Raw genomic sequence first — 21783 nt, 5'->3', positions numbered from 1 at the left:
TCGCTTTTATATCTACTCAAGTGACCTTAAGCTGCTTGCTCAGCGAGAATTGCTTAGCTGTAGAACAAGCTGCTAAAATGATTTTAAGGCAAGCATCAGCTGTGCAGTCAACCTGATCGCTGATATGTCACTTAAGACAAATTGTATTTCCTCAGCATACCTCTTAATTGATGATAGCTGAGTCCTAGCAACTCTGCTGCGATACGTTTGTTATGTCTTGCTTCAGCTAACGTTTTATTGAGTAATTTTATATCTAAAGACTCTTGCCACTGTTTGTAATCAATAGGAAAGTCAAAATTCATATCATCGGCCACCGGTTCATGACTCTCTTCTTGAACAACGGTCGTCCGGTCCCACTGCTGTACAAAAGGATCGATGATCAACTCTTCAATAGGGTACTCCGATTTGCCATGCTGATAAACGGCTCGTTCGACTACATTTTTAAGTTCACGGATATTTCCCGGCCAAGTATAGGCCGATAGTTGTTGCTGTGCATATTGGCTAAAGCCAACAAATAGAGATAGCTCGAGTTCCCGACACATTTTGATGGCGTAGTGCTGAGCAAGAATCATAATGTCTTCTTCTCTCTCCCTTAACGGGGGGAGATGAACCACATCAAATGCCAGCCTATCGAGCAGATCCGCCCGAAACTTGTTTTGCTCAGCTAATTGAGGAAGATTGGCATTGGTTGCACAGATGAGCCGAACATTGGCATTGAGTGTTTTACTGCCTCCGACACGTTCATATTGGCCATATTCGATGACTCTCAATAGCTTTTCTTGTACGGAAAGAGGCGCGGTAGCAAGTTCATCCAAAAATAGAGTTCCTCCTTCCGCTCGTTCAAACCGTCCCAGATGTCGGTTTTTTGCACCGGTAAATGAACCTGCTTCGTGGCCAAAGAGTTCAGAGTCAATAAGACTGTCGTTTAAGCTGGAGCAGTTTAAAGTGACTAAGGGGTTATCCCAACGCCGAGACAAGTAATGCAACCGTTGCGCGATAAGCTCTTTGCCTGTTCCTCTTTCACCAATGATTAGGACGGAACGTTCTATCGGCGCAAGGCGAGACACTTTGTCGAGCACAGATAAAAAACTCGGTGATTCGCCAATTAGGGTTTGTTGTTCCATCCGTCTGCCTCATAAGCTTGGTTAAATTAACCAAAAGTTGGTTATATTCATCGTAGCATGGAATGGTGATATTAACGAGTTTAACTTATCTTGTTGATATATAATGAAATTAATAGTTGGCACAATTATTGGAATGTAAAACGCATCAGCACAAAAATTATTGTAATGAAAGACAGAAACAGGAGCTTCATCATGGGTATATTTTCGCGTTTTGCCGACATCGTAAACTCAAACATTAGCGCTTTGCTGGATAAAGCAGAAGATCCAGAGAAGATGATACGCCTTATACTTCAAGAGATGGAAGATACATTGGTTGAAGTAAGAACCAACTCAGCCAAAGCGATAGCGGACAAAAAAGAGTTGGCGCGTAGAGTCGACAGCATAGAATCACAAATTAATGATTGGCAGCAAAAAGCTAGCCTGGCATTAACAAAACAGAGAGAAGATCTTGCCCGTTCGGCTTTGATAGAGAAGCAGAAGTTGCAAGATGTCATTAAAGGCTTGCATACTGAGCAAACGTTGGTCGAAGAAACCATCAACAAACTAACAAGTGAAATTGGTAAGTTAGAAGCGAAAATAAATGAAACTCGTGCTAAGCAACAGGCTTTAGTTATTCGTCGTGAAACCGCCGGTAGCCGAAGAGATGTGCAGAAACACCTTCATACCAGCAGAACGGCAGAAGCTCTGTCTAAGTTTGAACAGTATGAAAGAAAAATAGATCAACTCGAAGCGGAAGCAGATAGCTATGAATTGTCAGGCAAAGCTAAATCTCTTGATGAAGAGTTCGCAAATTTGCAAGCGCAAGATGGTATCGAGCAAGAACTAGAAAGAATGAAGCAAGAGATGAATAACGAAAAATAATAAGGTGTAACTATGACAGCGGCAATAATTACTGGGCCAATCATTGTATTTTTGATTTTTGTAGCACCGCTTTGGTTATTTCTTCATTATCGAAGTAAGAAGAAGTCTGAGCATGGTCTAACAACGGAAGATTATGAGAAGCTGCAATCTTTATCGAATAAAGCAGAGCAGTTACAGACAAGAGTTGTAACGTTAGAAAAAATACTCGACTCTGAGTCGCCAAGTTGGAGACAACATTATGACTAATAATAGGCAGCTGTATCGAGATCCCGTCAATGGTAAGTTAACAGGTGTGTGCGCCGGTATCGCTAACTATTTTGGTGCGGAGATCTGGTTGGTTAGGATACTGGTGGTATCTGCTGCTTTGTTAGGTGGAAGTTTTCTGGTTATCTTGGCTTATGTGGCGTTCACCTTGATGTTAGAAAAACAGCCGTATGATTATCAGGAAACCATAAAATCTAAGCAAGATCATACAATTAAAAACAAGCCTTGGCAGTCAGGACAGACGCCAGAGAAATTGTTGTTAAACGTTGAACATGATCTAAATACCGTGGAAAAGCAGATACGAACAGTTGAAGCATATGTCACGTCAGACCGGTTTAAAGTTAATAGAGAGTTTAACAACTTGTAAGCTCATATTGACAAAATAATTGGATGCTAGTTGTTTTTATGATCCAGCTTATATATCAGTAAGTTAAAGGGTCGAACACTGGCATCTCTTTGCATATTCATCTATGTTAATTAAAACGCTAATCAACATGGATGATGTGGTATGCACAAGTCATTAACTTATCTGATAATATCAGTCACTTTTCTTATTGGCTGTAAAGATAAAGCCCCTCCTGTACCTGAACCAGAATCTCGTCCCGCCAAATTATTAACGGTTTCTGTCGGTAATCGTGATTTATTACGCACATTTCCTGCTGTTGCTGAAGCAGGGGATAAAGCTGTTTTGGCATTTAGAGTGCCAGGGCAGTTAACGTCTTTAAAGGTGCGAGCTGGGCAAAATGTCAAACAAGGGGATGTTCTTGCGGCACTTAATCCGGACAAATACTCTCTGCTAAAAAAACAGGCAGAAGCAAACTTCGAGCTGGCTAACGTTCAGTTTAAGCGAATGAGTAAGCTTCGAAAGGATCAAGTGGTATCTGAGCAAGATTTTGATAAAGCTCAGGCCAATTATAAATCGGCCAGTGCTTCGTTTGACCAAGCAAGTGCCAATCTTGGTTATACCCAGTTAATCGCCCCTTATGATGGAAGCGTCTCAATAGTGAATGTTGAGGAGTTTGAATTCATTAATGCCAATCAACCAGTAATGAATATTCAAACTACTCAGTTACTTAAAGTTGTTTTTCAAGTGCCAGACTATTTGCTATCTCGTTTTGAGTACGCGATGAACAGAAAAGCCACCATGACTTTCGATTCATTCCCTCAAGAGTCATTTTCTGTGCAGCTTCAAGAGTTGGATACCGAAGCCGATCCTAAAACTGGCAGTTATAAAGCCACAATGATTATGAAGCGTCCTGAAGATGTTGGCGTATTGCCGGGAATGTCAGGACAAATAAAGATATTAATTCCCAAAGGGGGAGTTACCCCTATCCCTGAATCCGCACTTTTTCAACAAGACGGCAAACTGTATGTATGGCAGGTAAACGAAGAAGGGATCACGGAACAGACATTAGTGTCGCTAGGGGACAAAGGCGAAGTTCTTTCTGGATTAAACGATGGTGATTTAATCATTGTTTCCGGTGTTGCAGAGATTGAAGCCGGAATGAAGGTTCGTGAGTGGATAAAAGAGAGAGGGTTATAATATGCGAGTTAAAACGGTAGTTTGTATCCTCTCTTTATTGGGCATTGTCGCGGGGTGTAAAGACAACGGGCCTGAAAAAGTACCCGCCATTGCTAAAGTGAAAGTGGTTAAAGTAGGATCAACGACGGGTGTCGACGATCGAATGTTTTTTCCCGCGATTGCAAATGCAGCTGATAGAGCTAGGTTAAGTTTTAGAGTCTCGGGCGAAGTCAGCAAGCTGATGGTTCGCGATGGTGACAGAGTCACTAAAGGACAGTTGATTGCGGAGATTGATCCAACGGATTATCAGTTGGCGGTTGATAATGCCAGAGCCTCCTATTCAGTCGCAAACAGTCAATATAAGCGTTCTGAACAGTTAGTTAAAAAAGGTTTGCTTGCACAATCGCAATTTGATGAGTTAGCCGCTCAACGCATGATAGCAAAATCTGAACTGGACCTTGCCAGTTTACAGCTCTCATTTACCACTTTAAATGCACCCTATGACGGCTTGATTTCTCGAGTGAATGTTGAACAGTTTGAGAATATTAATATTGGTCAGCAGGTGGTCAATATTCACAACCCTAAACAAGTTGATATTGTTATTCAGGTGCCAGACAAGTTATTTGCGGGCTCGCCAAGCGATTATGACTATCAACAAGTTCAAGCGGATGTGCGCCTCAACAATGGTAATACTTACCGAGCGTCGCTAAAAGAATATACCACAGAGCAAGATGCAGAGAGTGCAACGTATACCGTCACTCTAACCATGCCAATGCCTGAAAATGACATCGTTCTAGACGGTATGGCGGTGGATGTTGCCCCAATACAAGGCAGCATTGGTGATTTAAACTCGGCATCTCAGTTAATTTCTATCCCAATAGAAGCGGTATTTACCCCTGACGGTGAAGACCTAGATCGATTGAATAAATACGTTTGGGTTGTTGGTAAAGATAATAGTGTTAGTAAAACTAAGGTGGTCACAAGAAAAGTCAATTACAAAAAAGTTCAGGTAGTTAGCGGGTTAACTCAAGGTGACAGTATCGTTGTTGCTGGTGTCTCGAGGCTAAGAGATGGAATGAAAGTGGAGTTAGTAAACGAACTGTCAACAGGGAGTGAAGGCGATGAGTGATAAAATGGACCAATCAGCAGACCACTCAACAGACGATACTAAGGGGATAGCCGCTTATTTTATCAAAAATAGCGTCATTAGTTGGATGCTCTCTCTTATTTTCTTAATTGGTGGCGCGTCGGCATTCTTTGAACTTGGGCGTTTGGAAGATCCCGCTTTTACCATAAAAGATGCCTTGGTAGTCACCAACTACCCGGGAGCTACACCGGTTCAAGTTGAAGAAGAGGTGACTTACCCCATTGAGAAAGAGATTCAGCAACTGGTGTATGTGGACGAAGTGAATTCAATTTCCAGTCGTGGTTTATCTCAAATAACCGTCACAATGAAAAACAATTATGGCCCTGACGATTTACCACAAATATGGGATGAATTACGACGGAAAGTGAATGATCTCACTGCACAACTGCCACCGGGGGTTAATGCTCCTTTAGTGGTTGATGATTTTGGTGATGTATTTGGTATTTTGCTGGCAGTATCTGGGGAAGGATACTCCTACAAAGAGTTGTTAGACTACGTTGACTACTTGCGCCGAGAGTTAGAGTTGATTGACGGGGTTGGTAAGGTCAATGTGTCAGGCCAACAGCAAGAACAAGTTTTTCTGGAAGTTTCGATGAAAAGGCTGAGTTCTTTAGGCATAGCTCCAAACACCATCTTTAACCTGCTATCCACGCAAAATGTCGTTTCTGATGCAGGAGCGTTGAGGATTGGTGATGAATATATTCGTATCCATCCGACAGGTGAGTTCGAAGATGTCGAGCAGCTTGGTGATCTTATTTTGACGGAAGGGGGGGCTCAAGGGCTTATTTTCCTTAAAGATGTGGCGACAGTTAAACGAGGCTATGTCGAAGTTCCTAGCAATATTATCAACTATAACGGGCGATTAGCGCTCAATCTCGGGGTTTCATTTAGTTCAGGTGTCAATGTTGTTGAAGTGGGCAAACGCTTTAATCGTCGATTAGCGGAGCTTAAGTTCCAGCAGCCAATTGGCATTGAAATCTCGGAAGTGTATAGCCAGCCAAACGAGGTGGATAAATCGGTTAGTGGCTTTGTTGTTAGCTTAGGGCAAGCAGTAGCGATTGTTATTGTGGTGCTGCTCTTTTTTATGGGGGTTCGTTCTGGTGTTTTAATAGGATTGATTCTATTACTCACCGTTTTGGGAACCTTTATTTTCATGCAGTATATGGGAATCGAGCTTCAACGAATATCACTCGGCGCACTTGTTATTGCATTAGGGATGTTGGTGGACAATGCTATTGTGGTTGTGGAAGGGATACTGATAGGCTGTCAAAAAGGAAGAACCAGAATACAAGCCGCGACGGACATTGTTACCCAAACCAAATGGCCGCTTTTAGGCGCAACGGTAATTGCGGTGACCGCTTTTGCTCCCATTGGTTTATCAGACGATGCCACCGGTGAATATTGCGGTACGCTTTTCACGGTTCTGCTTATCTCACTCATGCTGAGCTGGTTTACTGCCATCTCACTGACCCCTTTCTTTGCCAATCTATTTTTTAAAGAAACTAAACCACAATCAGGGGATAACGACACGGAAGAACATGACCCATATAATGGCATTATATTTGTGGTCTATCGACGTTTCTTAGAGTTTTGCATGCACCGGGCATGGATAACGGTGGCGACGCTTGTGGTTATGCTTGCGGCAAGCCTTTATGGCTTTACCCAGGTAAAACAATCCTTTTTCCCTTCCTCTACAACACCTCTATTTATGACGGACATCTGGTTGCCAGAAGGTACCGATATTAGAGCGACAAACGATAAGCTGAAACAGTTGCAGTCGTGGCTTTCTGAACAGCAAGGTGTTGAGCATATCACGACAACTGCCGGGAAAGGTTTGCAGCGGTTTATGCTCACTTATGCACCCGAAAAAAGTTACTCTGCCTATGGTGAAATCGCAACAAGGGTAACGTCTGCTGATGTACTGGATGATTTGATGAGAAGGTTCAGAACTCATATTGAAAATCATTATCCAGAAGTGAATTACAAGCTGAAAAAAATCGAACTGGGTCCCGGCGGAGGGGCGAAAATAGAGGCGAGAATTGTTGGTTCCGACCCTACTATTTTACGAGGTATCGCCAGACAAGTGATGGATATTATGTATGCGGATCCAATGGCAACCAATGTCCGCCATGACTGGCGTGAAAGAACCAAAGTCATTGAACCTATATTTAATGAAAGTCAGGCTCGTCGATATGGCGTTACCAAATCTGATATTGATGATTTCTTGAGTATGTCGTTCTCAGGTAAATCTATTGGTGTATATCGAGACGGTACGACGCTGATGCCAATTGTGGCGAGGCTGCCTGAAAATGAAAGAGAGAACATTAATAACATCGAGAGTATGAAGATATGGAGTGCTGCCATTGGAGAATATATCCCGTTGCAACAAGTGACGCTAGGGTATGACATTCGCTGGGAAGACCCATTGATCATAAGAAAAAACCGCAAACGTATGTTAACGATAATGGCGGATCCGGATATTTTAGGAGAGGAAACCGCGGCGACACTTCAGAAACGATTAATGAGTCAAATAGATGCGATAGAGATGCCAGCTGGTTATTCGCTAGAGTGGGGTGGAGAATACGAATCATCCAGTGACGCACAGGAATCACTATTTAGCACTATGCCGCTGGGTTATCTGTTTATGTTCTTGGTTACGGTATTCCTGTTTAACTCGGTGAAGGAACCCTTAATCGTCTGGTTTACTGTGCCCCTTGCCGTTATTGGAGTGGCGTCTGGTTTATTGTTATTGGATACACCATTTGGCTTTATGGCGTTACTTGGTTTCTTAAGTTTGTCAGGCATGTTACTCAAAAATGGCATTGTGCTACTGGACCAGATTGAAATTGAGATGAAATCGGGTAAAGCTCCATATGATGCCGTAATTGATGCCGCGCTGAGTCGTGTTAGGCCAGTCTGCATGGCAGCCATTACCACTATCTTAGGTATGGTGCCACTATTGCCTGATACATTCTTTAAACCTATGGCCGTCACCATCATGTTCGGTTTAGGGTTTGCGACTATTCTGACGTTAATTGTGGTTCCAGTGCTGTATAAGATTTTCCATAAGGTTAAACTTATTGACCCTAGCTGAGCCAATTCGCTGACAAAATGATAGATATACGACGACCTCTCTTTATTTGGAGGTCGTCTTTTTGGAGAAGAACAATGACAGATAGAAGATGTGCATGGGCGATGAACCATGTATTGGAAAAAGAATATCATGATGCGGAGTGGGGAGTACCCGTATATGACGATAGAGTCTTGTTTGAGTTTATTACGTTAGAAGGAGCTCAGGCAGGACTGAGCTGGATAACCATACTGAAGAAGCGAGAGGGTTATAGGGAGGCATTTCAGCACTATAATATCGAAGAGCTTGCGAAATTAGATGAGTCCAATGTCGCACACATCATCGCCAACTTTGATGTGGTTAAACATAAAGGCAAAATCGCGTCGGTTTTCTCAAACGCGAGAGCGGCGATTGAGCTGCAACGAGAGTATGGTTCGCTTTCCAAGGCACTCTGGCAGTTTGTTGGATCAGAGCCGATGGTAAATCACTGGAACTCAATGGAAGAGGTGCCGACATCAACGGAACAATCTAAGCAAATGAGTCAATTTTTGAAAAAAAGAGGCTTCAAATTTGTCGGGGAAACCATCTGTTATGCGTTTATGCAGGCAGTAGGAATGGTTGATGACCATTTAATTGGCTGTCCAAGTAAAATGAATAAATAGCGTCGACAGTGTTAAGGATAAATACAACGTTTATATCTATAGTTAATATGTATTGACCTCAATTATATATTGGATATTCTAATATACTTATACTCAAGTAATCTTTAAGTGCTTGTCCACCTAGATTGTATTGGCTGTAGATCAAGGTTCTGATTTGAAAGCAGAATGATCTAGTAAATGAATAGAGACGGTTAGAAACCTTAAATTAGGTTGTATTGAATGAGCGTGGCTGATCCAACATTGCATGACCTTAAGAAGTACCTTCAGTTTGGTATGCGGCTTTCTGCAGTTATAAGTTTTGGTCCAAAAGATCAATATACGGTTGGTTGCCAGTTTGTTGGCTTAAAAGAGAATAACTTCTTAATTTTTGAATTGAATAACCGCTCAATGGAAGAGTTAGTTGTTCGCAAAGTGAATAATGTATCTGTTGTTGTTCGTGGTATGGCAGATACCGAAGAAGGGCATGTTATTGCATTTAAGTCTCGAATAGCGGGTATAAAGTTATTTGGTACTTGGTTGATGTTTGTTAACTATCCGGTAGCAGTTGAAAGTAAGCCCATTCGAGAGAACCGACGTTTTAAGGTGCATATTGGTGCATCGGCAAAAATTGGCAAGAAAAACTACCGTGCTGAACTGTTAGATATTTCTATCTCTGGATGTGCATTGCTCATCAAAGAGCCGTTAGAGGTAGAGATAGGGACAGAGATTGCTGTTGATCCCGAAATAGAGCATCTACAAAACGTTCACCCTAAATGTTCAGTCGTCAATTTCCGGAAACAGTTGGATGGTGTTGTGTTAGGCATTGAATTTGACCATTATCTGGATATATCCGACGAGTTGAGATTAGAAGTACTACAGCATGTCGTATTGGATCATTAAAAAATGATTGATTTGAATGTAAAAACGTCAGCAGAAATGCCGACGTTTTTTTATTTAAGTGACCTGATGGTACAGGACGCTGCCAAAGGGTGCGCTTTATTGACTCCTGCTCTGTGCTACGGATTCATGCCGTAGAATGTAATATCGTTACTGCTCTGACAGTACTTGTGCGTATCGAGCTAAACCCTGTTCAAGATCTAAAATTAAATCATCTACATTTTCAAGACCGATATGCAAACGAATGAGGGTGCCAGTGAACTTTGGATGAGCCACGGTTCTAAGTGCATTAAATGAGCTGGGTTCGTTGGCCAAAATCAAGCTTTCAAATCCCCCCCAAGAGTAACCCATACTAAAGTGTTTCATTCCATCAAGCAGAGCGGTTGTCGCTTTGCTGTTGCTGGTATTTAACACAAATGAAAATAGTCCATTGCTGCCAGTAAAATCACGCAAGAAAAACTCGTGTCCGGGACAGCTGCTCATCGCGGGATGCCTTACATGGTCAACCTCTGGTCGCTCTGCGAGCCATTGTGCAACGGTGATGCTATTCTGCTGATGCTGTTTTAATCGTACATCAAGAGTACGAAGACCTCGTAAGCCAAGATAAGCATCATCAGGAGAGATGCATTGTCCCATCAGGTAGCTCTGTTCTCTTAAGTTATCCCAACAGCGTTGATTGGCAACCGCCGTTCCCAGCATTACATCTGAATGGCCGACAATATATTTTGTACCTGCTTGAATGGAAATATCTACGCCAAATTCAAACGGTGAGAAATTAACACCAGCTGCCCAGGTATTATCGAGCATTACCACGAGATCGTGCTGATGGGCGATATGACTCAACGTTGGGATATCTTGCACTTCCATCGTGATAGAGCCCGGAGATTCAAGAAATAGAACCCGTGTATTGGGTTGAATCAGTTCAGCAATGCCTTCGCCGATTAGAGGATCATAATAGGTGGTTTCAATGCCCATTCTCTTTAGCACTTGTTGGCAAAAATCGCGAGTTGGCTCGTAGCAGGTATCCACCATCAAGATGTGATCACCGGTTTTAACAAATGCCAGTATGGCATTGGTGATAGCGGCTGCACCACAAGGGTATAGCGCACAGCCAACACCACCTTCAATTTCTACCATGGCATCTTGCAAGGCAAAATGAGTGCTGGTGCCACGTCTACCATAAAAGAGGGTTTGCTTTGCTCGGTTTTTAGTGGCGTGCTGCTTTTCTGCAACGGTATCAAAAACAACCGTGGAAGCGCGTTGTACGGAAGGATTTACTACGCCATTAGTCCATTTTTTGCTGCGACCAGCGGTGACCATTTTTGTTTGCTTATGTTCGGTCATCGAACTTTCCTATTCTGTAAGCGGTATAACACTATTTAAACCATGTTGTAACAAAGATGGCAAGTGTTATAGCAGCGGACTAAACAAGAAAAATATCCTTTCTAAAAAGCGATAGTACATTTTTCGCTGCCGCCATTCTTCAAGGCTAACAGGGACCGATAAATCCGCATAACTCTGCTGCAGTTCTGACATCTGCTTTGTAAACGTTACGTTATCTATTGCTAGGGTCAGCTCAAAATTCAGCCAAAGGCTTCTCATATCAAGGTTTACTGTGCCTACCAAGCAGTATATTCCATCCACCACCACTGATTTTGTGTGCAGTAAACCGCCTTCAAACTCATATATTCTTACACCACACTGCAAAAGTTCTTCATAGAATGCTCGAGAAGCCCACTGAACCATAACAGAGTCATTTTTCTTAGGCAGAATAATATCGACTTTTACCCCTCGTTGAGCGGTCATTTTTAGCTCTTCAAGAAGTTCTTCGCTGGGAACAAAGTAGGGTGTTGTTATTCGCACCGATTCTTGTGCTTGATTAATAGTGAGGGTTAATACTTGTTGAATTAAGTTATCCGGCATTCCGGGACCGGAAGGCACAACTTGAACAGGGAGAGGGTTCTCTGTCTGAGGTACAACACAGTGGGGAAGTTGCGGTAAAATGCGCTCTCCAGTTTCTACTTCCCAATCCCAAGCGTGGATTGCCGATAAGACATTGACTGTTGGCCCTGTGATACGAACCATGACATCTATCCACTCTCCAACCCCAGCATTTTGTTTAAAGAAGGCCGGATCAACCATGTTCATAGAGCCGGTATAAGCAACTTGCTCGTCAATAACAATGATTTTTCGGTGTTGACGTAAATCTAGTCGTCGTAAAAAGACCCGCCATGGGCTTACTGCTAATGCTTGCTCTATTTTGATGCCTGATTTGGTCATCATGTCGACCCAATGACTGCGGAAGAAACGATGACTCCCAGCAGAATCGAGTAAGATTTTTACATCAACACCTCGTTTGGCGGCACGAATAAGTGCCGAACCTACCGCATCAACGAGGCCGCCATGGTTCCAAATATAAAACACCATGCGAATGTGCGATTGGGCGGATTCAATATCTTCGATAATTGAACGTAAGATGTTACTGGGAGAACTTCGTAGAGACAGGTTATTACCACAGAGAGCAGGAATCCCCATTCTATTGGTGCAGAGCTCATCAATCTTGGTTATTTGAGGACTCATTAAGTCCGGTAGATGAGCTTGACAGTCGTGTAGTTGATTGAACCAATCTTCGTAGTGACTAAACATTTCATGAGCACGTTGGGCGCGTTTACGGCCTAGATTGAGCTCACCAAATAGGAAGTAACAAAATACACCTAAAACAGGAATGATATAGATAATCATCAGCCATGCTAATGAAACACTGACTGCTCTTCTTCGCAATACGACTCGTAAAGTAACACCGGCAACCAATATCCAGTACAAGCCAACACCAATCAGTGCCAATAGTTGATAAAACTGTTCCATATGCTCTCTGTTGTGGTTATAGCAAGGCTAGGGTCTGTTGATTTTACGCGCATGTTTTTCAACAAATCTTAGTATACCCATGCCGTTGCATGGATGATATGACAAATTTTAACAACGGGTTATATTGATCGGTTTGTTTGTAAAAATCGTTTATGAAAATGTTAAATTTAATGATTTGTTGACTGTTTGTGAATCGGTAGATAGGAGAAATTGATGAAAAATTGCCAATTGAGTCGAATATTCACGAGGTAGATATGCGATCAGTTAATTATTGGCTGAATATAGCCAAAGATAGGAGAGAAATTTGATATTGTTCAAATTTAGAGCATTTAACATTAATAATTAGATAATTTAACGAAAAATACACTCATTGGGCTTTTAATTTTACTCGCAAACTGTTTTACTTGCTACTGATAGGGCGCTAATCATTTTTTAGAATGGTGTACAGTATAGTTTACACTTATTCCTTTTTATAGACGCCTAATAAAAATATGCAAACACAACAGAATATTTGGAGTAACCGTGGCAACAAGTAATACAACCACAAAACCCCGTGATACCTGGGGATCAAAATTAGGCTTCGTTATGGCCGCAGCGGGTTCAGCTGTTGGTCTGGGTAATATCTGGAAATTCCCATACACAGCAGGAGAAAGTGGCGGTGGTGCATTTGTCGCTATTTACCTGTTATTCGTTATCTTTATCGGTTTTAGTGTCATGCTGACCGAATTCGCTATTGGTCGTAAATCAGGTGTATCAGCGGTTGGTGCAATTAAGACAACCGATCGCCGTTGGACGTTTGTCGGTGTGATGGGTGTATTTGCTGGTCTTTTGATAATGGGTTTCTATCCTGTTGTTGGTGGATGGGCCGTTGCTTACATCTATAAGATAGCAACTGGATTGCTCAGTACTCCAGCCGCTATTGGCGACTCATTTGGCGGATTCATCTCTGATCCTGTTCAACCACTAATGTGGATGGGCTTCTACCTGCTACTTAACATTGTCGTGGTAGTAAAAGGTATCTCAGGCGGTATTGAGAAAGCCGGTAAGATTTTGATGCCTCTACTTTTCGTCATCTTAATTTTAGTTGCAGTGAAAGGCTTAAGCCTGCCAGGTGCGACGGCTGGTTTAGAGTTCCTATTCAAACCTGACTTCTCTAAAGTAAATAGTGACGTTGTATTAGCGGCGCTAGGACAAGCATTCTTCTCATTAAGCCTTGGTATGGGTTGTATGATGACTTATGGTAGTTACCTTAAGAAGAAGGAAAACTTAGTTCAGACTACTGCGATGGTAACCGCTATGGACACCGGTGTTGCTATTTTGGCTGGTTTGGCGATGTTCCCTGCGATGTTCGCTTTCAATATGGAACCAGCGGCTGGTCCGGGTCTTGTATTCGTTGTTGTACCTCAATTGTTTGCTGAAATGGGTGGCATCATTGGCGTACTGCTTGCGTTGCTATTCTTCATTGGTTTAAGTGTTGCGGCATTAACATCGTCTGTTTCTCTACTAGAAGTTGTGGTTTCATACCTAATTGATGAGAAAGGCATGAAACGTACAACGGCAGTTCTAACAGCAAGTTCTGTAATGGCTGTTCTGTGTGTCTTCGCTTCTCTGTCGTTGGGTGGCGTTGGACCTCAGCTGTTTGGTACTGGTGCATTTGATATCTTTGACTTGTTGACAGACAAAATCTTCCTTGCTGTGGGTGGTATGCTGGTTTGTATCTTCGCTGGCTGGAGACTGACTCGTGAAGAACTTGAAAAAGAGATCACCAATGACGGTAAAGTATCATTCCCACTATTTGGCTTATGGTACAACTTAGTAAAATATGTGATTCCATTTGCTATCGCTATCGTTGCTTTCTCTGGTATTAAGAGTGGCTTTGACAGTGGTAAAGGGGAAATCATGTTGCTAGGTATTGGTATCATCGCGTTGACAGGTCTCTTCTCTAAGAAACTATAGTTGTCGTGAGCTAAAACCTTTATTACATAAAGAGTGTATTAATAAGCGGGAGCCAGTAATGGCTCCCGCTTTTTCGTTGTTTATTATTTCATCTTATTCGCTGTTTTCATGTAGCGAGAGAAGAAAATATCGCGCAATGCATAGAAAGAGGTATATACTCAGCCTCCATAAAGGAGTGGCTACTATGTTTGATATTCTTTATCAGTACGATGACTTTATAGTGATCAATAAACATCAAGGGATTAGCGTCCATAAAGATGATGGAGACACTATGTTGTTGTGTGAGGTCGCAAGGGCGATTAAGTGCGACAAACTATATCTGGTTCATCGTCTAGACAAAATGACATCGGGCTTACTGCTATTAGCGAAACATTCTCACGCAGCAAAACAGTTATCTGAACTGTTTGCCACTAGAAAGATAGAAAAATATTATCTCGCTATTGGTGAGAGCAAGCCTAAAAAGAAACAGGGCAGCATTATTGGTGACATGGAACGTTCTCGACGAGCATCATGGAAGCTACTCAAAAGTAATGTAAACCCGGCCATTACTCAGTTTTTCTCTCAAACAGGGCAACAAGGTGAACGTTGGTTCATTTGTAAACCTTATACCGGGAAAACACATCAAATTCGAGTGGCATTAAACTCGATTGGTTCGCCTATTCTTGGTGATCCTATTTACAATACCAAATCTAAGACTGATAGAGGCTATTTGCATGCCTATGCTATGCGTTTTCGTTTAGATGGCATGGATTACAGTTTTATCTCACACCCTACTGATGGCGAAAAATGGCTCTCTTCGGAAGCACAAAAGTGCATAAATCAGTGGGATAAACCATGGCAATTAGATTGGCCAAAAATCAAGTAAATCCTATGAATCATCAACAAATATCAACTTTTTATAATCATATTATTGAACAACTCGAACACACGCCAAATGAGCTGCGTCGTCTGTTTCATGGCCGAGGTCAGCAATGGCCGGGATTGGAGCAGTTAACGTGTGATTGGCTTCAAGGCCACTTAGTTGTTGCACTATTTAAACCTGTCGATGAGCTGTTTCTGCAAACCTTGCTTCAGTCGCTAGAAGCATTAGCCAAAACCGCGTTATGGCAAGAGAAACTTGGCAAGTCAATTTTGCTCCAACACCGTTATGAGAATGGTGCGCCGTCGCAAGTTGTTTTTGATGACGTCGAAAGCCACCCTATTGGAATAGAAAACGGCCTTAAATATCAGTTAGATTTAGGAAGAAATCAGAATCTTGGTCTGTTCTTAGATATGCGATTAGGGCGGGAATGGTTGCAAGAAAGAAGTCATAACAAGAACGTGTTGAACTTGTTCGCTTATACCTGCGGTTTTTCTGTAGCGGCTATTGAAGGTGGTGCAGATCAAGTGGTGAATGTGGATATGGCAAAAGCGTCATTGAATAAAGGCCGTGAGAACCACCGTCTAAATCATCATGACTTGAATAAAGTCCGTTTTATGGCTCACGATATATTTAAATCTTGGGGGAAAATCCGCAAGAGTGGCCCTTATGACATAATCGTTATTGACCCGCCATCATTTCAAAAAGGCAGTTTTGCTTTAACCAAAGACTACAAAAAAATATTAAGACGTTTGCCTGAACTAATGACTGAAAATGGCGAAGTATTAGCCTGTGTTAACTCGCCTAGTGTGACCCCTGATTTTTTGATTGACTCAATGCAGTTAGAAGCACCGCAGCTGAGCTACCAGTATCGATTAGAAAACCCCGCTGAATTTGCTGATGTTGATGAAAACGCCAGCTTAAAAGTATTGGTATTTAAATAATCTCAATGGGTGACGAGAGGGCGAAATCAGTCCTCAACTATCCATGCCGGGTTAATAAAGATGGACGTATCGAAGCACTGATTAAGATGATCAATTTTGCTGGCTAGGGTGCGCGTCTGTCGCTGAATGAGACACTTTTGACGTTTAATCACGTTAAAGTAAATAAAATAAGAGGAAATAATGGAAAATTTAGTAGAGCGTTTTTTACGTTATGTTGCGGTAGATACAAAATCGAACAGTGATAATAGTCAATGCCCGAGTAGTGAAGGGCAGTTGGAACTTGCAGAACAATTAAAATTAGAAATGGAGTCATTAGGGTTAACATCCGTCAGTTTGGATGACAATGGCTATCTTATGGCGAAGCTGCCATCTAATTGTGGTGATCAGGTTCCTGCCATTGGCTTTATTGCTCACATGGATACCGCACCTGATGAGTCAGGGAAAAATGTTCGCCCTCAGATCATTAACAACTATCAAGGTGGGGAGATTGCTTTGGGTAATAGTGGTGAGAAACTGTCGCCAACTCAATATCCTCAATTGAATGACTTACATGGCCACGACCTGATTACCACGGATGGAACGACCTTATTAGGGGCAGACAATAAGGCCGGTATTGCCGAGATTTTAACGGCGGTCGAGTACTTAATGGCTCATCCAGAAATTCGCCATGGCGACATCTGCATTGGCTTTACACCAGACGAAGAGATTGGTCGAGGTGCAGACCTGTTTGATGTGGAAAAATTTGCCGCTGAGTGGGCTTATACTATTGATGGTGGCTCAATTGGTGAACTAGAGTATGAAAACTTTAACGCCAGCAGCGCCAATGTTATCTGTCACGGCGTGAGTGTTCATCCCGGTACGGCAAAAGACACCTTGGTTAATTCAATGAATATTGCTGCACGTTTCCAATTGTCTATGCCTAGTGAAGAAACACCGGAATGCACAGATGGTTACCAAGGGTTTTATCATTTAACCTCTATTAAATCGGGCATTGCCAAAACAGAGCTACAATACATCATTCGTGATTTTGAACGTGATGGTCTTGAGCAGCGTAAACAGTTTATCAGCCGCAAAGTTGATGAGTTGAACGCCACGCTAGATAAGGGAAGTGTTAGCGTCGAGATTAATGATAGTTACTTCAATATGAAAGAGATGGTGGAGCCACATCCACATATCATCGAGTTTGCCAAACAGTCGATGTTAGAGTGTGGAGTCGAGCCTGATATCGTGCCTATTCGAGGTGGAACCGATGGAGCAAGACTCTCCTTTATGGGATTACCTTGCCCTAATATCTTTACCGGAGGTTATAATTTTCATGGTATCCATGAATTTATTACCATTAATGGCATGAAGCAAGCGGTTGACGTTATTGTAAAAATCGCAGAAAACGTTGCGCGTAAATAGCCGCATCTTCTATAAACATCTATTTGATGGCGTAAATCTCCTATTTACGTCATCATTCTGTCTCTGTCTCTGTCTCTGTCTCTAACTCATACCGTGACTTTGTTGTTCATCTCTCTGCTCAATATCTTTTAAGGTTGTAAAACCAGCCCAGATTCGGTTGATAGTGGTAAACCAACACATTAAGCCAAATACGTACGCGATGACGGAGAAATGAGCAGGAAAAAGACAAAACAGGATAAAGCAGCTGATGGTTTCCGTGCCCTCTGTTAGCCCACTCATATAGTACAGAGACTTATTCTTGTAGACGGGATTATCTATTTCCCGTTTGCCTGCCATAACCGCAAATGCCAGAAAGCTAGAGCCGGTGCCAATAAATGCAAAAATGAGAAAGCTTCCCGCTACGGCATTCATTTCTGGATCTGCCAACACAAAGCCAAATGGGATCAGTGAGTAAAAGAGAAAATCCAAACTGATATCTAGAAAGCCACCAGAATCGGTAATTCCTTGAATACGTGCGATTGCACCATCTAAACCATCAAAGATCCGATTTAAAATGATAAATAGCAGAGCGATTGAGTAGTAATGGAAGTACAAGGCAGGCAGTGCCAAGCAGCCGATGACAAATCCCGCCAGAGTAATTTGATTAGCGGAAATACCAGCACGATCAATCACCTTGGCACACATTGCCAGAGGTGAGCGAATCACTTGAATAGCAAATCTATCCAGCATTTTCATCCCTCCAAGGCCAAACGAGACAGCGACTTGATTGCGGAACATCTGAACTATCATGCGTAACCAACAGCGCTGGAACTTGTGCTTGTGTTATCTGCTCAAACACCCAGTCTCGAAATTGCTCTCTTAACTCTTTATCGAGTTTACTAAAAGGTTCATCCAAAAGAATGGCTTTAGGCTTTGCCAGTAACATTCGTAATAAGCTAACCCTGGCACGCTGCCCACCAGATAACTGATCTGGCTTAGCGTCGGCCAGTTTATGTAAATGAATCGTTTGCAGAGCTTGCAGCGCTTGCTGTTTACGCTGCTCTTTTTTTACCGAGTTGGGTAGGGCAAAAGCAAGGTTTTCCCAAACAGATAGGTGAGGGAACAGCAGGTCGTCTTGAAACAAGATACCCACATCTCGACTATGTGCTGGCTTGTCGTCGAGTGTTTGTTCATTCAGGGATAGAGAACCTTGATAACAAAACTCATCATTTAAGTGACCAGCTATGGCACTTAACAGAGTCGATTTACCACAACCACTTGGCCCCATTAAGGTTAATGTCTCTCCCGGATTAACCTGAAAGCTAATGGGATCAAATAGGGCATTTTTTTCTCGATTATAGATGACGAGGTTTTTTAGAATAAGAGCCACTGGTTATTGGTTTCCTATTATGGTTTGAGAAAGATAAGTTTTTAACTCTGCTTAGCAAAAAAGCGATGCTAAAAAAGAGTAACGGCAACAATGCTTGCCATAAAGCATAAATAGAGGTTACTCGTCGGTCAAAACCACTCGACAGTGCGACGGCCTCTGTTGTAATGGTTGATATGCGTCCAGCACCTAACATTAATGTCGGCAAATATTGCGCTAAGCTAACACTTGCCCCTGTTGCCCAAGCAAACATAATGGCAGGAAATAGAATGGTGGCTTTGATTTTTAGCCATACATAAAAAGGAGACTTGCCTAAACTTAATGCCGTCTTGCTGTAGCCATCATCATAGCTCTGCCAAGGGCCGTCTAGCGCTAAGAAAACATAGGGAAAAGCAAAGAATATATGCGACCAGATAACCCAAAGCAGATAGTTATTGCTATCTACGTATAAGGTGGCAACTTGGATACCGAACAGTAGAGAGAGTTGAGGAACCAGTATCGGAATCGCAATTAAAAGCTTAGGAATGTGCACATGATGCTTCTTTTGGTACTCCTGAGCAATCAGAGCAAAAAATAGCGCTAACGTTGCAGAGACAAATGCCAATAAAAAGCTGTCGCTGATGGTTGGCCATATTGACGCCCACTCGGTTGTCCAGAACCTTGTGGTGAACTGGCTTGGAACAATATCTGGAAAGCGCCACCGTCCGGCAAAAGACCAAAGCAGAGTGATTGGAACGATTAAAATATTGATCAACAAAAGTAGCGAGAAACTGTTTTTTCCTGACAGCATTTTTCCGCTACGCCCAGAGTACTGCCACTCTCTTTTATGCTGGATAACGAACCACTCAATGAACCTTAATAAAGCAATTAAAAGGCAGCAGAGGCAGAACAAAATCACAGCACCTGCCCCCGCTCTTGGGAACAGTGATAAATCTGGTTCCGAGAACCACTGCCACACTAGAACGGCAAATGTCGGCGGATTAGTTGGGCCCAGAATCAAACTTAGATCTACCACTGAGGCGCTATAGGCAATAATGGCAATAAGTGGAAAACGGATTTTAACCAGCCATTGTGGAAAGATGCATTTCCACCAAAACTGTGCAGGCGCATAGCCTAAACTGGTGGTGACTTTTGCTAACTGATCGATTTTCAGTTGCTTTAGTATTGGGATGCTCATTAACAGCAAAAAGGGCACTTCTTTTAACGCAAGTGCTAAAGATAAACCAATACCAAACGAGTCTTTCACTAAGAACGAGATAGAATCTAATTCAAACAGTGTATCAAATAGGCGAGAAAACAGACCGGTTGGCGAGAACAGAAATGCAAAACCAATGGCAAAGGCAACATGCGGCATGGCGAGCAGTGGTGCAAGGGACTTCTCTATGATGCGCCAAAACTTACTATGCCAAGCACCTTGAATAATCGAAAATGCCAGAAAGCAGCTTATAACACTGCTTAGTATTGTACTGCTCAAGGTGAGTGAAATCGATTTCCACACCGCACTCCAACTGAATACCGCAGCAAAACCATCAAATGAGACGGTGGTTAAACCAATTGGCGGCAGATAACCTAGTGAAGATAGCACAACGCCTATCGCTCCGGGAACGATAGGCAAGATGCACACGACAATGAGAAGTAGATAAGCCGCTCTTAGCATAGTAATGACAACTAATTACCGTATCTTTCTAGCCACGCTTTTTCTAACGCGACTTGCCAGCTAGGGTGAGGCTCTGGTAGCGACTTAAACAAACGAGTCTCTTTTGCCGTTCCTTGCAGGTATTGGTTCTCTAACACAGAGGGGTCACCCCATATTGAAAGGTCGCCTTTACGGGACTGCGCTTCAGGGCTCAATAAAAAGTTGATTGAGACCATCGCCGCTTCTTTCGCGTTGGCATTAAATGGAATGGCTAAGAAATGGATATTCGATAAAGCACCCGCATCCATGGCATAAGTCTTAGTTGACGGTGCCAATTTGCCACTGTTTTGTGCTGAGAAGACAGCGTTAGGATTAAAAGTAATACTTAAATCAAGCTGTCTATCATCTAATAGTTGAACCATTTCAGATGAGCTAGCCGGAAACTGTTTACCTTCACGCCATGCCGACTGGTGCAGTTGATCTAAATAGTCCCACAACGGTTTGGTTATGATATCAAAATCTTGTTGGTTAACGGGCTTATAAAGAGAGGGGTCACTACTGGTAAGCTCAATTAGCAGTGCTTTAAGAAAACTGGTTCCGTGAAACTCTGGTGGTTTAGGGTAACTAATGCGATTCGGGAACGCTTTGCTGTAACTAAGAAGCTCAGAAAATGATGCTGGTGGATTGCTGAGTGTTTTACTGTCATGAATAAAGACCAGTTGTCCAACTCCCCATGGTGCTTCGAGACCATCAGTTGGCTCTGAAAAATCGCTATCGACAGGTAGAGATTTATCAACGTACTTCCAGCTAGGTAGCTTTTCTACAAAAGGGCCGTATAAAAGCTCATTATTCTTCATGGACTTAAAGTTTTCACCGTTAATCCATACCATGTCAACGCTGCCATTCTCTAACTTACCAGCAGTTTTCTCTGCAATCAGTTGTGAGGTGGTTTTTGCAATGTCCGTGACTTTGACATGCTTAAAATTAATGTCATATTTTTGCTTAAGTTGGTTACCCGTCCATTTCAAATAAGCGTTGATCTCTTGGCTTCCGCCCCACGCATGAAAATAGACAGTTTGGCCTTCAGCTTTGTCTGTTATTTGTTGCCAATCGGACGCATAGGCGACGGTAGAGGATAAACCAACAATTGCAGTGGCGAGTAGTGCTATTTTCTTCATAAGCTTCCTTTCAAAGTTGCATTTTAATGACAAAACGTCAATGTTACCC

At 42.5% G+C, this 21783-nt stretch carries 19 protein-coding genes; 12 read left to right on the top strand and 7 right to left on the bottom strand.

Annotated features, from left to right (window positions below; genetic code table 11):
- Window positions 1-131 precede the first annotated feature (131 nt).
- Entirely contained in the window at window positions 132-1124 is a 993-nt protein-coding gene (pspF, locus tag F0227_RS16685) for a phage shock protein operon transcriptional activator (protein ID WP_171754373.1), read from the bottom strand.
- A gap of 192 nt (window positions 1125-1316) precedes the next feature.
- Between pspF and pspA the strand changes: the two genes are divergently transcribed.
- The 8 genes from pspA to F0227_RS16645 all read left to right on the top strand — a co-directional run bounded on the left by pspA (window position 1317) and on the right by F0227_RS16645 (window position 9529).
- Window positions 1317-1985, top strand: coding sequence for a phage shock protein PspA (pspA, locus tag F0227_RS16680; RefSeq protein WP_171754372.1), 669 nt, complete (start codon window positions 1317-1319; stop codon window positions 1983-1985).
- A 12-nt stretch (window positions 1986-1997) separates the two neighbouring features.
- On the top strand, window positions 1998-2231 hold the full coding sequence (gene pspB, locus F0227_RS16675) for an envelope stress response membrane protein PspB (RefSeq protein ID WP_171754371.1): 234 nt from the start codon (window positions 1998-2000) through the stop codon (window positions 2229-2231).
- Window positions 2224-2616 carry an envelope stress response membrane protein PspC gene (gene pspC, locus F0227_RS16670; protein WP_171754370.1) on the top strand — a complete coding sequence of 131 codons (393 nt, stop codon included), beginning with the start codon at window positions 2224-2226 and terminating at the stop codon, window positions 2614-2616. Before pspB ends, pspC begins: the two co-directional genes overlap by 8 nt.
- Before the next feature lie 141 nt (window positions 2617-2757).
- Window positions 2758-3792, top strand: a complete 1035-nt coding sequence (locus F0227_RS16665) for an efflux RND transporter periplasmic adaptor subunit (RefSeq protein WP_171754369.1) — start codon at window positions 2758-2760, stop codon at window positions 3790-3792.
- A 1-nt stretch (window position 3793) separates the two neighbouring features.
- Window positions 3794-4900: an efflux RND transporter periplasmic adaptor subunit gene (locus tag F0227_RS16660; protein ID WP_171754368.1), complete on the top strand. Its 1107-nt coding sequence runs from the start codon at window positions 3794-3796 to the stop codon at window positions 4898-4900.
- The gene (locus F0227_RS16655; protein WP_301338371.1) at window positions 4893-8012 is read left to right on the top strand and encodes an efflux RND transporter permease subunit; all 3120 of its coding nucleotides are present in this window, start codon (window positions 4893-4895) and stop codon (window positions 8010-8012) included. The genes F0227_RS16660 and F0227_RS16655 overlap by 8 nt, the downstream gene beginning before the upstream one ends.
- A gap of 74 nt (window positions 8013-8086) precedes the next feature.
- Window positions 8087-8650 (top strand): DNA-3-methyladenine glycosylase I, encoded by a 564-nt coding sequence (locus F0227_RS16650; RefSeq protein ID WP_171754367.1) that lies wholly within the window; start codon window positions 8087-8089, stop codon window positions 8648-8650.
- 219 nt (window positions 8651-8869) lie between these two features.
- Window positions 8870-9529 carry a PilZ domain-containing protein gene (locus F0227_RS16645; RefSeq protein ID WP_171754366.1) on the top strand — a complete coding sequence of 220 codons (660 nt, stop codon included), beginning with the start codon at window positions 8870-8872 and terminating at the stop codon, window positions 9527-9529.
- A gap of 147 nt (window positions 9530-9676) precedes the next feature.
- On the opposite strand, the gene F0227_RS16640 is transcribed toward F0227_RS16645, so the two are convergent.
- Both F0227_RS16640 and cls read right to left on the bottom strand, forming a co-directional pair.
- Window positions 9677-10870, bottom strand: coding sequence for a cystathionine beta-lyase (locus tag F0227_RS16640; RefSeq protein ID WP_171754365.1), 1194 nt, complete (start codon window positions 10868-10870; stop codon window positions 9677-9679).
- Between the two features lie 66 nt (window positions 10871-10936).
- Entirely contained in the window at window positions 10937-12391 is a 1455-nt protein-coding gene (cls, locus tag F0227_RS16635) for a cardiolipin synthase (protein WP_171754364.1), read from the bottom strand.
- 522 nt (window positions 12392-12913) lie between these two features.
- On the opposite strand from cls, the gene F0227_RS16630 reads away from it, so the two are divergent.
- The 4 genes from F0227_RS16630 (at window position 12914) to pepT (ending at window position 17554) form a co-directional block, all read left to right on the top strand.
- The gene (locus F0227_RS16630; protein WP_171754363.1) at window positions 12914-14347 is read left to right on the top strand and encodes a sodium-dependent transporter; all 1434 of its coding nucleotides are present in this window, start codon (window positions 12914-12916) and stop codon (window positions 14345-14347) included.
- Between the two features lie 184 nt (window positions 14348-14531).
- A complete protein-coding gene (locus F0227_RS16625; protein ID WP_171754362.1) occupies window positions 14532-15212 on the top strand; it encodes a TIGR01621 family pseudouridine synthase in 681 nt (226 codons plus the stop codon).
- Window positions 15213-15217: 5 nt separating this feature from the next.
- Window positions 15218-16150: a class I SAM-dependent methyltransferase gene (locus F0227_RS16620; RefSeq protein WP_171754385.1), complete on the top strand. Its 933-nt coding sequence runs from the start codon at window positions 15218-15220 to the stop codon at window positions 16148-16150.
- Window positions 16151-16330: 180 nt separating this feature from the next.
- Entirely contained in the window at window positions 16331-17554 is a 1224-nt protein-coding gene (gene pepT, locus F0227_RS16615) for a peptidase T (RefSeq protein ID WP_171754361.1), read from the top strand.
- A gap of 81 nt (window positions 17555-17635) precedes the next feature.
- Here pepT and F0227_RS16610 read toward each other — a convergent pair whose 3' ends face one another.
- The 4 genes from F0227_RS16610 to F0227_RS16595 are packed head-to-tail and all read right to left on the bottom strand — an operon-like array spanning window position 17636 to window position 21734.
- Window positions 17636-18283 (bottom strand): CDP-alcohol phosphatidyltransferase family protein, encoded by a 648-nt coding sequence (locus F0227_RS16610; RefSeq protein WP_171754360.1) that lies wholly within the window; start codon window positions 18281-18283, stop codon window positions 17636-17638.
- The gene (locus F0227_RS16605) at window positions 18273-18923 is read right to left on the bottom strand and encodes an ATP-binding cassette domain-containing protein (protein WP_171754359.1); all 651 of its coding nucleotides are present in this window, start codon (window positions 18921-18923) and stop codon (window positions 18273-18275) included. Before F0227_RS16605 ends, F0227_RS16610 begins: the two co-directional genes overlap by 11 nt.
- Window positions 18889-20577: a thiamine ABC transporter permease gene (locus F0227_RS16600; protein WP_171754358.1), complete on the bottom strand. Its 1689-nt coding sequence runs from the start codon at window positions 20575-20577 to the stop codon at window positions 18889-18891. The genes F0227_RS16605 and F0227_RS16600 overlap by 35 nt, the downstream gene beginning before the upstream one ends.
- A gap of 11 nt (window positions 20578-20588) precedes the next feature.
- On the bottom strand, window positions 20589-21734 hold the full coding sequence (locus F0227_RS16595; RefSeq protein ID WP_171754357.1) for an ABC transporter substrate-binding protein: 1146 nt from the start codon (window positions 21732-21734) through the stop codon (window positions 20589-20591).
- Window positions 21735-21783: the final 49 nt, after the last annotated feature.

The organism is Vibrio sp. 99-8-1, assembly GCF_013114595.1.
Classification (GTDB): Bacteria; Pseudomonadota; Gammaproteobacteria; order Enterobacterales; family Vibrionaceae; genus Vibrio.
Note: the sequence above shows the minus strand (reverse complement) of the source record. Positions and strands in the feature narration are given on the sequence as shown.

Excerpts from the sequence above, each read along its gene's own strand:
- F0227_RS16645 (WP_171754366.1), top strand. The coding sequence starts at position 8,870 with ATGAGCGTGGCTGATCCAACATTGCATGACCTTAAGAAGTACCTTCAG.
- F0227_RS16610 (WP_171754360.1), bottom strand. The coding sequence starts at position 18,283 with ATGCTGGATAGATTTGCTATTCAAGTGATTCGCTCACCTCTGGCAATG.
- pspC (WP_171754370.1), top strand. The coding sequence starts at position 2,224 with ATGACTAATAATAGGCAGCTGTATCGAGATCCCGTCAATGGTAAGTTA.
- F0227_RS16650 (WP_171754367.1), top strand. The coding sequence starts at position 8,087 with ATGACAGATAGAAGATGTGCATGGGCGATGAACCATGTATTGGAAAAA.
- F0227_RS16595 (WP_171754357.1), bottom strand. The coding sequence starts at position 21,734 with ATGAAGAAAATAGCACTACTCGCCACTGCAATTGTTGGTTTATCCTCT.
- F0227_RS16620 (WP_171754385.1), top strand. The coding sequence starts at position 15,218 with ATGAATCATCAACAAATATCAACTTTTTATAATCATATTATTGAACAA.
- F0227_RS16640 (WP_171754365.1), bottom strand. The coding sequence starts at position 10,870 with ATGACCGAACATAAGCAAACAAAAATGGTCACCGCTGGTCGCAGCAAA.
- F0227_RS16665 (WP_171754369.1), top strand. The coding sequence starts at position 2,758 with ATGCACAAGTCATTAACTTATCTGATAATATCAGTCACTTTTCTTATT.
- cls (WP_171754364.1), bottom strand. The coding sequence starts at position 12,391 with ATGGAACAGTTTTATCAACTATTGGCACTGATTGGTGTTGGCTTGTAC.
- pepT (WP_171754361.1), top strand. The coding sequence starts at position 16,331 with ATGGAAAATTTAGTAGAGCGTTTTTTACGTTATGTTGCGGTAGATACA.
- pspF (WP_171754373.1), bottom strand. The coding sequence starts at position 1,124 with ATGGAACAACAAACCCTAATTGGCGAATCACCGAGTTTTTTATCTGTG.
- F0227_RS16600 (WP_171754358.1), bottom strand. The coding sequence starts at position 20,577 with ATGCTAAGAGCGGCTTATCTACTTCTCATTGTCGTGTGCATCTTGCCT.
- F0227_RS16625 (WP_171754362.1), top strand. The coding sequence starts at position 14,532 with ATGTTTGATATTCTTTATCAGTACGATGACTTTATAGTGATCAATAAA.
- F0227_RS16660 (WP_171754368.1), top strand. The coding sequence starts at position 3,794 with ATGCGAGTTAAAACGGTAGTTTGTATCCTCTCTTTATTGGGCATTGTC.
- pspA (WP_171754372.1), top strand. The coding sequence starts at position 1,317 with ATGGGTATATTTTCGCGTTTTGCCGACATCGTAAACTCAAACATTAGC.
- pspB (WP_171754371.1), top strand. The coding sequence starts at position 1,998 with ATGACAGCGGCAATAATTACTGGGCCAATCATTGTATTTTTGATTTTT.
- F0227_RS16655 (WP_301338371.1), top strand. The coding sequence starts at position 4,893 with ATGAGTGATAAAATGGACCAATCAGCAGACCACTCAACAGACGATACT.